Below are 13,883 nucleotides of genomic sequence, written 5' to 3' on the forward strand. Positions count from 1 at the left end.
CCACGAGTTTATTTCAAGCCTCGGCGAACCAGTAATGGGTCGATTTCCGGATCGCGACCGCGGAAATGATGGAACGATTGCATAGGATCGATGCTGCCACCGCGCGACAATAACTGTTGACGGAACCAGTCCCCATTTTTACGGCTCAAACCACCGTTTTCTTTGAACCACTCAACCGTGTCTGCGTCCAATACTTCACTCCACAGATAGGCATAGTATCCAGCAGAATAGCCGCCACCAAAACTGTGCGAGAAATAAGGTGTGCGGTAACGTGGCGGCACAGGAGCAAAGTCAACACCGGCTTCCTTGAGTGCAGCGGCTTCAAATGCCATCGTATCAGTCGGGATTTGCTTACTGCTCAATTGATGCCAGCGTTGATCCAGCAAACTTGCCGACAGATATTCTGTCATTGTAAAGCCTTGATTGAATTTGCGGCTGGCAACAATTTTGTCGACCAATTCCTGTGGAATCGCTTCGCCAGTCTTGTAATGCTTAGCGTAGTTTTTCAATACTTCAGGCCAGACCGCCCACATCTCATTGACCTGTGAAGGGTATTCAACAAAGTCGCGTGGCACGTTGGTACCTGAAAAGCGCGGGTAGCGTACCTGAGAGAACATACCGTGCAACGCGTGGCCAAATTCATGGAACGCTGTTTTCACCTCGTCTGGTGTCAGCAAGGTTGGTTCACCCGTCGGCGGCTTAGGAATATTGAGGTGGTTCGCAATCACTGGTTTGGACGCAAATAAACCAGACTGATCAACGTAGTTATTCATCCATGCACCGCCACGTTTATTGTCGCGTGCATACATATCGGCGATGAATAACGCGAGTGGTTTGCCATCGGTATCAAAGACTTCGAATACACGTACCGTTGGCTCATAGACTGGTAGGTCTTTGCGTTCTTTAAAGCTGATACCGTAGAGCTGGTTTGCAGCAAAGAAGACACCATTTTGCAGCACGTTGTTTAACTCGAAATAAGGACGCAGCTGATTGTCATCAAACGCATATTTCTGCTGGTGCAGGCGTTCGCTATAAAACGCCCAGTCCCATGCTGCCAGTTGGAAATTACCATGTTCATCGTCGATGAGCTTTTGTAATTCAACACCTTCTTTTTTTGCGTTCGCTACACCCGCTGGAGCAAGCTCACCCAGCATTTTATTGACAGCAGCTGGTGTTTTCGCTGTTTCATCTTCCAAACTATAAGCCGCAAAATTCGCATAGCCCAACAGTTCGGCACGTTCTGCACGCAGACGTGCCAGAGTCAAGACAACTTCACGGTTATCCCCATCGCCACCATGGCTACCACGATTGACCGAGGCTTCGTATAAACGTTGACGTGTTGTACGATTTTCCAATGTGGCCAGTAAAGGCTGACCGGTGGTGTTCATCAACGGAATCATGTATTTGCCATTGAGACCTTTGGCCTTGGCAGTCGCTGCTGCCGTCTCAATTTCTGCAGCAGATAGACCTGCTAATTCTTCCTTGGTGTTGACGACCAACGCGGAGGCATTCGTATCTTTCAGGACGTGTTGATTAAACTTGTTCTCCATGGTCGCCAGTCGTGCGTTCAGGGATTTCAGTTTTTCTTTATCGGCATTCGACAGCTTGGCGCCAGCGCGCACAAAGTCTGTGTCATAGCGCTCTAACAAACGTTCTGATTCTGCGTCCAGATGCAGACTGGCTTTTTGCTTTACCAGTGTGTTGATACGCTGAAATAATGTCGTATTCAGGAACATGGCGTCCTGATGAGCTGATAATTTTGGTGCCAGATCGCCAGATAATGCTTCTAGTACTGGATTCGTGTTGGTACCGATTTGGTTAAAGAAAATCATCGCGACGCGCTTGAGCGTTTGTCCGCTACGTTCCAGCGCCACGAGGGTGTTGTCGAAACTTGGCTTGGCGGGATTTGTCGCAATCGCTTTGATCTCCGCATCATGCTCACGCATTGCCGCGGCGAATGCCGGTGCGTAATCCTCGTTGTGAATTTTGTCAAAAGCAGGGTACTCGAACTGTAAAGTGCTTTTTACCAACAGAGGATTCGTTTTGAGGGCGCCAATACCTGGTGTTTTTATCTTTGAAACGGTTTGCGTGGAAGGCGATGTGGCATCTGCGGCAACGCTGGATTGAATTGCCAGCGTGGAACAGAGTAGCATGAGCAGGGATTTGTTCATGGAAATTAATATATTGATTGAGAGGAGAAGAGTCATAGTAGACCATTTTTATGAAAGAAAATTCCCTAAATTATTTTTATCTTTGACTCGTATCTTTTCTTCTTTAATTAATGTGATTGCACTTCGGGCTACAACCCAAACTTACGCTCACCCCACAACAACATCACGCCAGCCAAGGCTGGCGTCCGACGTTTAGCGGTGATGTCTGATCTGATTTGTCTGTCCGAAAACGGCTAGCTCAAAATAGGCAGACGGCGTATAAAGTGGTCTGCGTTCTCGTTGAGTTCGTACCGTCATCACCTAATTCATTTCACCAATAAACGCATTGCTATGAGTTCCGCCCCAACCCCCACAAATGGCTTACTGGTATCGCCCCAGTTTTATCGTGCGCTTGCCGCTAGAGATAGCCGGTTTGATGGCGTATTTTTTACTGGGGTAAAAACAACGGGCATTTATTGCCGTCCGATTTGTGGCGTAAAGACACCCCGCGAGAGTTCGTGTACCTTTTTTAGCTCGGCAGCGGCCGCCGAAGCCGCAGGTTTCCGGCCTTGTCTGCGGTGTCGTCCTGAACTCGCCCCTTATGCAATCCAGCAGAATTTAGCGCATGCCATTTGGAAAAAAATTGCCAACGGTGCATTGAATGAATCGAGTATCGAAGAGTTAGCCGACCAAGTGGGTCTTTCTTCACGGCAGATGCGCCGTGTTTTGATGCAGGAGTTTGGTGTTAGTCCAATCGAAATGGCCCAAACCCAACGTTTATTGTTCGCCAAAAAATTATTGCAAGAAACTGTCCTGACGATGGCTGATATTGCGTTCGCCGCAGGTTTTGGTAGTGTGCGACGTTTTAATGCGTTGTTTTCAGAACGATATCAGATGACGCCAGGGGAAGTCCGTCGTGCTGCACCAACGGGCGATGAAAGCTTGATGTTAAGACTGGCATATCGTCCGCCTTACGAATGGGATGCACTCATGCGCTATTTGCGTGGTCGTGCAATGCCAGGATTAGAAGCGGTGATCGAAGAGAAAGCAGGACTGGCGTATGTCCGTAGCGTCGTCATGGACGGTAAATCAGGCTGGTTGAAAGTGAGTCATTGTGCAGCTAAACATCAATTAGGGCTCCAAGTTGCTCCAGAATTAACGCCGGTCTTAATGCCACTATTAGCAAAAATCCGCCAGCAATTTGATCTGGAAGCACATCCGTTGATGATCCACAGCCATTTGCACGAAGATGCCATGCTAGCGAGGCAGATACAGGCAACCCCAGGTTTGCGGGTACCGGGTGCTTTTGATAGCTTTGAACTCGCCATTCGCGCGGTGTTAGGGCAGCAAGTCAGTGTGGCTGGCGCAACGACGGTCTCCGGTCGCTTAGTGCATCGCTTTGGTAATGTGGCGCCAACCCCTTTTGCCACCGTCACACACCACTTTCCGACACCGGAAGTGATTACTCAATTGTCTATTGACCAGCTAGCAGGGATTGGTATTCCAGGCAAGCGTGCCGCTACGCTACAGAATGTGGCTCACTTTGCCATCAGCGGTGGATTTAAAAAAGCGGCTGACAGTAGCCTTGACGAGGCGATCAGGCAAATGAAAAGTATTGCTGGTATCGGCGAGTGGACCGCGCAATACATCGCGATGCGGGCATTGCGTTTTCCGGATGCGTTTCCTGCCGGTGATTTAGGTCTGCAAAAGGCGGCGGCGCAGTTGACCGACCCAACGGCAGCGCGGTTGAGCGAACAGCAATTACTAGCTCGCGCAGAACAGTGGTCGCCGTGGCGCGCTTACGCCGCGCTATTGTTATGGCAGGCGCTTAACTGAGGCGTCGTATTGTTAAGAAAGACAAGATATGCAATTTACTGAAATCAATAGCCCTCTGGGACCTCTGACCCTCGCCGCCAGTCAGCATGGGCTAGCAGGCGTGTATTTTGAAGAACATCGACATTTCAACGGTGTTGGAGGATGGGCGCGCGCGCCTGATCTACCCATCTTTGAGATCGTTACGCAGCAATTGAATGAGTTCTTTGACGGCACCCGCACGACATTTGATTTACCTTTGGATTTATCCGCAGGTACACTGTTTCAGCAGCAGGTATGACGCGCGCTGCAGACGATTCCTTTTGGTGAAACCTGGAGCTACGGCGAGCTCGCGCGGCGTCTTGCTAATTCGAAAGCGGTGCGTGCCGTTGGCGCTGCCAATGGGCGCAATCCCTTGTCGATCATTATTCCATGTCACAGAGTCATCGCCGCCAATGGTGAATTGACAGGGTATGCTGGCGGCTTAAAAAATAAGCAGGCGTTGCTCAAGTTTGAGGCAGAAAAACATCAGCTTTTTCGCTCGTCGTTTTCATCGTAATTTGTTGTAACCCCTTGGAAACCCGCATGAACATTGAGTTTTATTATTTTGATAAAAAATATCATTTAGCTCATTTTGTTGCAACGCACAAAAAGTACTTGACGTTTAAAATCTGACGTGTAAAATCGGAGTTGTTGCGGTGCACCATATCAAGAATTCGTGGTTGGCGCTGCCGATTACTTAATCCTCACCACCACCGGAGAATGTCATGACTACATCACCAGAACAATTTATCGCTGCTACAAAAACTAACTTGGAAGCGCAATTCGCTTCTTTGACAGCATTGAACAAAAAAGCATTTGAAGGTCTGGAGCAATTGTTTGCTCTGAACGTGAATGCAGCTAAAGCTTCTTTTGAAGAAGGTACTGCAACTGCTAAGCAATTGCTGGCAGCGAAAGATCCACAAGAATTTTTCTCATTGACAGCAGCACAAGCTCAGCCAAGCGCAGAAAAAGCATTGGCATATGGCCGTCACTTGGCAAGCATCACTACAGCGACTCAGCAAGAATTCACTAAAGCAGTTGAAGCACATATCGCAGAAACAAATAACAAAGTGATCGGTTTGATCGACGAAGTAACAAAAAATGCTCCAGCTGGTTCCGAACAAGCTGTTGTTGCTCTGAAAACAGTCGTTGGTAACATCAACGCAGGTTACGAACAACTGTCTAAAACAACAAAGCAAGCAGTACAAACTTTGGAAGAAAACCTGAGCAAAGCAACAACACAGTTCACACAAGCTGCTGAAAAAGCGACTGCAAAAAAGAAATAAGTTTTAAGACATAAATGCGACTACCTGCATGAACCTAGGTTTGTCTCACCGAAAAGCTCCCGCCTCCCAGGGGAGCTTTTTTTATGCATGAAATTTGCGCAAAGTCAGTCACATTCGTCACGCAGGTGGTGTAATCTATGAACGTGTTCGTGCCCCCCGCCCCAGAGCAATAATATTGTTGTAGAGCAATTCACTTTTTGGAAAACTGGAGAATCAATATGCAAGACGTTGTAATCGTAGCTGCTGGTCGTACTGCCGTAGGTAAATTTGGTGGTTCCTTAGCAAAAATTCCGGCTTCAGAATTAGGTGCTATCGTTATTAAAGGTTTATTGGCCAAAATTGGCTTAAGTGGTGACCAGGTCAACGAGGTATTGCTCGGACAAGTACTAACGGCAGGTGTCGGTCAGAATGCAGCACGTCAGGCCGTGATCAAAGCAGGTTTGCCAGACATGGTGCCAGCGATGACGATCAACAAAGTCTGCGGTAGCGGGCTTAAAGCAACGCATCTTGCAGCACAGGCGATTAAAGCAGGTGATGCCGATGTGATCATCGCCGGTGGTCAGGAAAACATGAGTGCCTCTCCACACGTATTGAATAATTCGCGTGACGGTTTCCGTATGGGCGATGCCAAGTTGGTCGATACGATGATTGTCGATGGTCTGTGGGACGTTTATAACCAATACCACATGGGTATTACCGCTGAAAACGTCGCTAAGAAACACAGTGTTTCCCGCGAAGAACAAGATCTGTTTGCACTTGCTTCCCAAAACAAAGCAGAAGCTGCACAAAAAGCCGGCAAATTTAAAGACGAAATTATTCCCGTTGAAATCGTCAGCAAAAAAGGTACTGTCGTTTTTGATACCGATGAATTCATCAAACATGGTGTCACATTGGATTCCTTATCGGCATTGCGCCCAGCCTTTGACAAAAACGGCACGGTCACCGCGGGCAATGCATCCGGTCTGAACGATGGCGCAGCAGCGGTCATCATGATGTCTGCTAAAAAAGCAGAAGAATTAGGTTTGCCAGTATTGGCACGTATCAAGGCTTATTCGTCGGCAGGTATTGATCCAAGCATCATGGGCATGGGCCCCGTCCCTGCAGCACAATTGTGTCTCAAAAAAGCAGGCTGGACACATGAAGATCTGGATCTGATGGAAATCAATGAAGCGTTTGCAGCGCAAGCCATTGGTGTCAACAAAGAAATGGGCTGGGACACGAGCAAGATCAACGTCAACGGTGGTGCGATTGCGATTGGTCACCCGATTGGCGCATCAGGCTGCCGTATTTTGGTGAGTCTGATCCATGAAATGATCCGTCGTGACGCTAAAAAAGGTCTGGCGAGTTTGTGTATTGGTGGCGGTATGGGTGTGGCATTGGCCATTGAGCGTCCATAAGCGTGGCGGGCACGCTACGCAACTGCTGATTATTTCAGCATAAAAATAAAAAATCCCCGGCTGCAGGTCGTTGCAGCCGGGGATTTTTTATCCTGCCAGCCGGCGTTGCCGGACTAGCTTGAGGGAGGTATTAATGAATACCGTGCATTTTCTTCGCCATCCATTTATTCAACAGCATTAACACGATACCCGCTGCGATTGGAATGATCGTGAAAATCAGGAAGAACGTCGACAGGGAATACGTTTCTGAAATCTTGTCAATGTAACTGCCGCTCAGACCAGCTAATTTATTAGCGATCGAGGTATTGAGGAACCAGACACCAAACATCAAACCCAGCAAACGTTGTGGTGCCAGCTTACTGATGTACGACAAGCCAACAGGCGACAAGCACAGTTCGCCCATGGTATGGAAGAAATACGCAGCAATCAGATAAATCATGCTGACGGAAGCGGTTTTTGCACCGGCTGGAATACTTGCCGCACCATAAGACAATGCCGCAAAACCCAGACCCAGTAATACCAAACCTGTACCGAATTTAACCGGACCGCTTGGTGACCAGTATTTATCCCACATCTTAGAAAACATCGGTGCCAGAATCACCAGGAAGAATGAGTTCAATACGCCAAACCACGTTGCTGGTACATCAGATTGGGACATACCAAATTCACGACCCAGCATCCAGACCACCAGCGCCCAGATGATACCGATACAGATGATGAGTAATAAGTTAGAGATCAGATAATTCTTGGCAGTACTCAAAAACAGCTTCAACAGCAACCAGCTCAGGATCGCCGTTGGAATAATCGTCATCAGACTATTCACAATTTTAAATACCATACCGCTCGTGCCAACCAGTGCGCGATCAGTGTAATCTGCGGCAAAAATCGTCATCGAACCACCGGCTTGCTCAAACGCAAACCAGAAGAAAATCGTAAAGAAAGAAAACACGCAGATCGCTTTGAGACGGTCTTTGACGATATGCGGTTCTGGCTCCACTTCGGCAACCACTTCCGTTTTTTGCTGGGACTTAGACAAGCCAATCTCACCAAAAATACCCTGACCCAGGTAAAACTGAATCGCGCCCAGCAACATAAAGCCGCCAGCTAAGGCAAAACCATACGACCAGGAAATCTTCTCACCGATATAGCCGCACAACAGAATACCGAAGAATGCGCCAGAGTTCACGCCCATGTAAAACAAAGTGTAACCAGAGTCGCGTGCATGTTCGTTGTCTTTGTTATAGAGCTGACCCACGATGGCAGAGATATTTGGTTTGAACAAACCAGTACCTGCAACCACCAATGACAAACCGACATAAAACATGGTCGGCGTATCAAATAATAATGAAGCATGTCCGGCGGCAATTACGAAGCCACCAAGAACAACGGAGCGACGACTTCCCAAGAAGCGGTCAGCAATGTAGCCACCGAGAATCGGTGTCAGGTAGACTAGGCCAGTGTACCAGCCATACAGCGAAGTTGCCTCCGCGCGTGTCCAGCCCCAGCCACCTTTGGTTGTTTCCGTGACGAGGAACAATACCAGCAAGGCGCGCATGCCGTAGTAGGAAAATCGTTCCCACATTTCTGTGAAAAACAGGACAAATAAGCTATTTGGGTGCCCGAGGATGGTGTGCGCCCCGGATGGTTGAATTTTGTTCAAACTGTGCTCCGTTGTTTTGGTTTTAAATGAATCAAGACTGTGATGGCCAACTAATTTTCAATATCGACGCGAAATTGCTACTAATTACGTCAATTTGGTGGCTAGCTTACCACGATGAAAAACTCATATAGAAAGACATATGCTGCGTTGCAGCAAAAAGTGTTCCAGCCCGCATTACTCAGAATGGGAGCTATTTAATTAAATTTTTATATGTTTTTCTTCTTTTTTGCTCGTACCGTATGTGCCGGAACACTGACGATCAGTGTGGTTGCACCTGAAAGGTGCTTGCTTGTCCGTCATATTTTTTAAGTTACGCTAGTTAAGAATGACAACGATGTGTTCGTTTTACAACGATGTTAGAGCTGACTTGGTAGGAATCAGAACGCCGCCGGTTGTTGCATTCAAAATAATAATGGCTTATCTCGGACTAGGCAGGGTGATAGTAAGAAGTATGTGTGCAGTGCAGCAACTTTATTGAGTGTGTTGCCGCAAGCAAAAGTATCGCTGGACAAACAAGAACGCCGCGCTAAACTGCTCTTTTTTTATCGCTCAAAAATGCCGAGCGTTCATTTGCCTCACGTTCTCTATGCGGAGCCATGGACGACAACGTCGTCGTGTTTTTCTCGGAAAAAATGAGGCATTAAGCGCAACGAATCATTTCCTTCTATCCGACTATGCCAGCCAACGTCCGCCGTCTTGCTCCTTTGTTATTGCTCCTCGGTTCTCCGCTGTTTTCGCCGTTGATTTCCTTCGCTGCTGTCAATGCAAATAAGTTCGTTGATCCAAACGACGGGGCATATAAAATGCCACCGCCTGAGTTGCAGGCCATCGTCGATGCACCACGTGGTCCCTTGTTTAAGCTGGGGCCGCAACGTAAAACGGCATTATTGGAGACGATGCCGGGTTTGCCTGGGATTGCGGAGGTCGCGCAGCCAGAATTAAAACTTGCCGGTTTACGCATCAACCCACGGACGCATGCTGCGAGTCAATTTGATTTTGGCAATGGATTAAGTGTCATTGACATTGCAACAGGAACAACCCGTATTGTTGATGGTATGCCAGCCACTCCACGGATTGCTGAGACCCTCTGGTCGCCTGACGAGCAATGGGTGGCGTTCAGTCAATGGACAGACACGGGTGTCGAGTTGTGGTTGCTGGATGTCAAAAAAGCACATGCGCGCCGCTTGATGGCAGATAAATTAAATGCAGTCACCAGCGCTGGCTTTGAATGGAGTGCCGGATCAGATCAGTTATTGGTGCACTTATTACCTTTACATCAAAAGCCCGTTCCCAACGTACCAATATTACCTGCTGGCCCGCATACCTTAGAAACCAAGGGCGGTAAAATCACGCAAAACCGCACATATCCCGATATGCTGAAAACCCCGACGGATGCGGCAATCCTCGATTGGGAGTTGCAATCTCAGCTCGGATTTGTGACAACGAAAGGCGAATTGCATCGCGTCGGTCCAGTCATGACCCTGACCAAAGCATTGCCTTCGCCTGACGGTAAATTGATTTTAACGACACAAATCCGCCGTCCCTATTCAACGTTCTTGCCCATTGACCGCTTTGCGCAACTGATTGAGTTATGGGATAGGCAAGGTAAGAAACTCAAAACCGTTGCCGAACGCCCAATGCGTGAGCGCTTGCCAACCGGATCTGATGCAGTACAGACCGGCCCACGTGATTTTGCCTGGCGCACCGATAAGCCAGCCACGCTTTACTGGCTCGAGGCACAGGCCGGCGGCGATCCGGAGATGCATGTCCGAGTGCATGACTTAATGATGCAGCAAGCGGCACCATTTGATGCGCCACCACAAAAACTCATGGAGCTCGCGTGGCGCTTTTCCAGCGTTCAGTGGGCAAATCATGGCTTGGCCTTAGTTACCGAGAGCTGGTGGAAAACTCGCGATACCCGCACATGGCGACTCCGTCCGGGTGCCGTTGAGAGCAAGCCAGAGTTGTTATTTAGCCGTAAAACAGAAGATCAGTATGCCAATCAGGGGAACCCCGTGGTTGAACTGAACCAATTTGGTTTAACTGCCTTAAAGTTATCACCAGATGAAAAGGCAATTTATCTCGCGGGTCTGGGGGCCAGTCCAGAAGGTGAGCGACCATTTTTAGACAGATATGATGTCACAACCAAGCAAAGCGTTCGCTTATTCCGCTCGCAGGCACCGTACTATGAACAAGTTGTCGGCATTTTGAATGATAAGGCGACCACCATCGTCACCAGTCGCGAATCGAGTGAAGAGCGTCCAAATTACCTTGTCCGTGATCTTGCTAACAATGAGCCGGTCCGCGCTTTAACCAATTTCGCTCATCCTTTGCCGCAATTAAAGGGCATCCGCAAACAGCAGCTTCGTTACACCCGCTCAGATGGCGTCGAGTTGAACGCCACCTTGTATTTGCCGCCTGGTTATGACCCTAGGCGCGATGGATCCCGTCCTATGTTGATGTGGGCGTATCCGCGTGAGTATAAAACAGCGGATGCGGCAGGACAGGTGACAGGATCGGCATACAAATATAACCGTATTGCGTACACGAGTCCGATGGTGATGTTAGCGCGTGGTTATACCGTGTTGGATGGGCTGAGTATGCCAATTATTGGTGAAGGCAAAAAAGAACCGAATGATACGTATGTTGAACAATTAAAAATGGACGCCGAAGCAGCGGTCGACGAGGTCGTGCGTCTTGGTGTTGCCGACCGTAACCGTATTGCGATTGGAGGTCATAGTTATGGTGCTTTCATGACCGCCAATTTGTTGGCCCATACCCGTTTATTCCGCGCTGGCATCGCCCGTTCTGGTGCGTATAACCGCACCCTGACACCATTTGGCTTTCAGTCTGAAGACCGGAATTACTGGCAGGCAGAAAAAGTGTATCAGGACATGTCCCCATTCAACTTTGCCAATCAGATTAAAGATCCGTTGTTATTGATACATGGTGAGCAGGACAACAATACGGGTACTTTTCCATTGCAGAGTGAACGGATGTATCAGGCACTGCAAGGCCTCGGAGGGATTTCTCGTCTCGTCATGTTGCCGAACGAAAGTCACGGTTATCGCGCCAGAGAGTCAATTATGCAGATGCTGTGGGAGCAGGACAGGTGGTTGGATATGTACGTCAAAAATGCGAAGCCAGATGTCGGCGGCCGAGAAGACAGCAGCAGGTAATGCGCTATTAGACGTCAATCATGGTGCCAGACTGAGGATTTCAAGCCAATGATGTATGGTTTGAGGTCCTTTTTCTATTCATGTTTTCCATTTTGCATTACTATTGAGCGACAGCCCTTTTAATGGTACACCTATGCTTAGAGCCGTCATTCTGGACACAAACGCGGTAGCCCGCAATCTGTTGACATCCGTTTTAAACAACGGTGGTCACGAAGTAGTTGGTGATGCCAATTTGGCACCTGCTAGTCTGGCGCGCATCATTAAGCTCAAGCCGCAAATTATCTGTATCGACATTGGCGAACTCAACGAGGCTGGACTGACCATTATCGATCAATTACGCAAAGACCTGCCTAAGGCTTTGTTTTTTCTGGTCTCGGCTAAAATTGATGCGCCTACCTTGCAGGCAGCGCAGCAGCGTGGTGTGCATGGTTTTATTGTGAAACCGTTTAATTCCGTCGCCGTTTTGAGCGCGATTCGTAATACCATTTTGCGTATCGCCAAACAACAACGTCCGTCTGAGTCCCAACCCACGACTGGCGATAGTGTCGCCAGTGTTGTTCGTAGTGATTGACCCTATTTGTCTGGCGTTGATGGTGCTCTTGTCCTAGTGTTCCTGGTGTCGTCGCTTATTCCTGTCCGAAAGTGGCGAGCGTCATTCTTAAGTCTTTGTTAAGCTGTCGCTCTTTGGATAGGCTGGAGTCGGCATGCGAAGTAGTGATTTTCTGAGGTTATTTGGGTTGGCGTCGATCTGGGGCGCCTCTTTCTTATTCATGCGGATAATTGCCCCGCAGCTCGGTGCCTTATGGACCGCAGAAATTCGCGTCGGCCTTGCTGGGCTGGCACTGGTCGGATGGATGTTAGTCAGCCAGCAGCCAATACTTTTCCGGCAACATTGGACATCTTTTTTAATTCTTGGTGCAATCAGCACCGCACTCCCCGCTGTATTTTATGCCTATGCCGCAATGCACATTCCTGCTGGCTATTCGGCCATCATGAATGCGACCAGTCCTTTGTGGGGAGCGGTCATGGCAGCCATTTTTCTGGGCGAACAGTTCACGCTGCGTAAAATGGCAGGTATGTTGGCTGGGGTCGTGGGTGTTGGATTACTCGTCCGCTTAGGCCCCGTTGAGTGGAGCACGGAGTTGTTGCTGGCGCTGCTTTCGTGTTCTGCGGCAACGATTTGCTATGCGCTTGCTGGTGTGTACACCAAAAAACTTTCTGTTAATGTCAATCCGGTGTTGATGGCGACCGCTTCCCAAGTCGGCGGGGCGATTTTTTTGCTGCCTTCTCTACCGTTTTCGCCGATTCCCGGAACGGTGACCTCCACGGTCATGCTGGCAGCGGCAGCATTGGCCTTGTTATGCAGCGCGGTTGCTTACTTATTGTACTTCCGTTTAATTCATGACATTGGGCCGACAAAGGCTCTAACCGTGACCTTTCTGATTCCCTTATTTGCCTTATTGTGGGGATATATCTTTTTGCATGAGGTCATCACCTTCAACACCATGATTGGTTGCGCCGCGGTTGTGATGGCGACCTGGCTAGTTGCTTATTCACCCAAAAAACAGTAAATCATTCATAAAGCTGGTATCGACCATGACGGGGCATCATTTGGTTAGCCCGCTTTTTGATTAGTTTAAGTGAGGGTTAATGAGGGGATCAGCGCGGTTGATTCTCTGGGGCATTCGGGTCGTAGTTGGGTAAAGGCGGTTCGACCTGTGAAATCGTGTCGGTGCCTTTATTTCTGGCAGCCTGCAAGGCAGTACTTGCCCGCTGTAGCATGACCTCGGCAGTATCTTTGATCGCATTCGTTGTCAGTCCGGTAGAAAACGTAATCACCAAGTCCGGGGCGACGTGGTTCCAGTCCAATTCGGTAAGCCGGTTTTTGAGACGGGCAATTGCCTTGAGACTTTGGTCAAGCCAAGTGGTTGGCATCAAGATGGCAAACTCGTTTGCTGCGACGCGACCAAAAGAATCGATGATCCGCAGCATATCGAGCGCTTCTCTGCTCACTATTTTGAGGATGTCTTTTGCTACCGCCTGTCCATATTTTTCTAAGATGGCTTCGAGACCATCGACACTGATCACGGCAAATGAAAACGTATGCCCAGTACGGTAAGAACGCGCTAATTCAGCCTCTAGCGTTGTCAACAAGGTGCGGCGGTTGAGCGCTCCGGTCAGATGGTCGTGTTGGGACATGCCTTCGAGCTTGTTCAACACTGTCTCTAGCGTCGGCAGCAGATTATCTTGATGTCCGGTTTCTTTGATTTGTCTAATCAATTCCGACAATTGTTGTCTGGCACTGATGAGCGATTGATCTAAATCTGCTGGCATGTCCCTCTCCGGGCTAAAAAATG

General features: G+C 48.8%; 9 protein-coding genes and 1 pseudogene. 7 read left to right on the forward strand and 3 right to left on the reverse strand.

What is annotated here, in order from left to right; all coding sequences use genetic code 11:
* Nucleotides 1–8: 8 nt before the first annotated feature.
* Entirely contained in the window at nt 9–2,171 is a 2,163-nt protein-coding gene (locus ACO0KV_RS04570; protein ID WP_423040348.1) for a M3 family metallopeptidase, read from the reverse strand.
* Nucleotides 2,172–2,501: 330 nt separating this feature from the next.
* Between ACO0KV_RS04570 and ACO0KV_RS04575 the strand changes: the two genes are divergently transcribed.
* The 4 genes and pseudogenes from ACO0KV_RS04575 (at nt 2,502) to ACO0KV_RS04590 (ending at nt 6,687) form a co-directional block, all read left to right on the forward strand.
* Nucleotides 2,502–3,986 carry an AlkA N-terminal domain-containing protein gene (locus tag ACO0KV_RS04575; protein WP_423040350.1) on the forward strand — a complete coding sequence of 495 codons (1,485 nt, stop codon included), beginning with the start codon at nt 2,502–2,504 and terminating at the stop codon, nt 3,984–3,986.
* A gap of 28 nt (nt 3,987–4,014) precedes the next feature.
* Nucleotides 4,015–4,521: pseudogene (locus ACO0KV_RS04580) on the forward strand (methylated-DNA--[protein]-cysteine S-methyltransferase).
* A 208-nt stretch (nt 4,522–4,729) separates the two neighbouring features.
* Nucleotides 4,730–5,290, forward strand: coding sequence for a phasin family protein (locus ACO0KV_RS04585; protein WP_423040352.1), 561 nt, complete (start codon nt 4,730–4,732; stop codon nt 5,288–5,290).
* A gap of 218 nt (nt 5,291–5,508) precedes the next feature.
* The gene (locus tag ACO0KV_RS04590; protein ID WP_423040354.1) at nt 5,509–6,687 is read left to right on the forward strand and encodes an acetyl-CoA C-acetyltransferase; all 1,179 of its coding nucleotides are present in this window, start codon (nt 5,509–5,511) and stop codon (nt 6,685–6,687) included.
* Between the two features lie 130 nt (nt 6,688–6,817).
* Here the strand turns inward: ACO0KV_RS04590 and ACO0KV_RS04595 are convergent, their stop codons facing one another.
* Nucleotides 6,818–8,347, reverse strand: coding sequence for a peptide MFS transporter (locus ACO0KV_RS04595; protein ID WP_423040356.1), 1,530 nt, complete (start codon nt 8,345–8,347; stop codon nt 6,818–6,820).
* Between the two features lie 674 nt (nt 8,348–9,021).
* Here ACO0KV_RS04595 and ACO0KV_RS04600 point away from each other — a divergent pair.
* From ACO0KV_RS04600 to ACO0KV_RS04610, 3 genes are all read left to right on the forward strand, one after another.
* Nucleotides 9,022–11,526 carry a prolyl oligopeptidase family serine peptidase gene (locus tag ACO0KV_RS04600; RefSeq protein ID WP_423040358.1) on the forward strand — a complete coding sequence of 835 codons (2,505 nt, stop codon included), beginning with the start codon at nt 9,022–9,024 and terminating at the stop codon, nt 11,524–11,526.
* Between the two features lie 133 nt (nt 11,527–11,659).
* Nucleotides 11,660–12,097: an ANTAR domain-containing response regulator gene (locus tag ACO0KV_RS04605; protein WP_423040360.1), complete on the forward strand. Its 438-nt coding sequence runs from the start codon at nt 11,660–11,662 to the stop codon at nt 12,095–12,097.
* Between the two features lie 133 nt (nt 12,098–12,230).
* On the forward strand, nt 12,231–13,097 hold the full coding sequence (locus ACO0KV_RS04610) for a DMT family transporter (RefSeq protein WP_423040362.1): 867 nt from the start codon (nt 12,231–12,233) through the stop codon (nt 13,095–13,097).
* An 88-nt stretch (nt 13,098–13,185) separates the two neighbouring features.
* Here the strand turns inward: ACO0KV_RS04610 and ACO0KV_RS04615 are convergent, their stop codons facing one another.
* Nucleotides 13,186–13,860, reverse strand: a complete 675-nt coding sequence (locus ACO0KV_RS04615; protein WP_423040364.1) for a GGDEF domain-containing protein — start codon at nt 13,858–13,860, stop codon at nt 13,186–13,188.
* Between the last annotated feature and the right edge of the window lie 23 nt (nt 13,861–13,883).

Source organism: Undibacterium sp. RuRC25W (genome assembly GCF_049339825.1).
Lineage (GTDB): Bacteria > Pseudomonadota > Gammaproteobacteria > Burkholderiales > Burkholderiaceae_D > Undibacterium.

What these genes read in the sequence shown, in the direction of transcription:
- ACO0KV_RS04600 (WP_423040358.1), top strand. Translation starts at nt 9,022, where the DNA reads ATGCCAGCCAACGTCCGCCGTCTTGCTCCTTTGTTATTGCTCCTCGGT.
- ACO0KV_RS04575 (WP_423040350.1), top strand. Translation starts at nt 2,502, where the DNA reads ATGAGTTCCGCCCCAACCCCCACAAATGGCTTACTGGTATCGCCCCAG.
- ACO0KV_RS04585 (WP_423040352.1), top strand. Translation starts at nt 4,730, where the DNA reads ATGACTACATCACCAGAACAATTTATCGCTGCTACAAAAACTAACTTG.
- ACO0KV_RS04590 (WP_423040354.1), top strand. Translation starts at nt 5,509, where the DNA reads ATGCAAGACGTTGTAATCGTAGCTGCTGGTCGTACTGCCGTAGGTAAA.
- ACO0KV_RS04605 (WP_423040360.1), top strand. Translation starts at nt 11,660, where the DNA reads ATGCTTAGAGCCGTCATTCTGGACACAAACGCGGTAGCCCGCAATCTG.
- ACO0KV_RS04615 (WP_423040364.1), bottom strand. Translation starts at nt 13,860, where the DNA reads ATGCCAGCAGATTTAGATCAATCGCTCATCAGTGCCAGACAACAATTG.
- ACO0KV_RS04610 (WP_423040362.1), top strand. Translation starts at nt 12,231, where the DNA reads ATGCGAAGTAGTGATTTTCTGAGGTTATTTGGGTTGGCGTCGATCTGG.
- ACO0KV_RS04570 (WP_423040348.1), bottom strand. Translation starts at nt 2,171, where the DNA reads ATGAACAAATCCCTGCTCATGCTACTCTGTTCCACGCTGGCAATTCAA.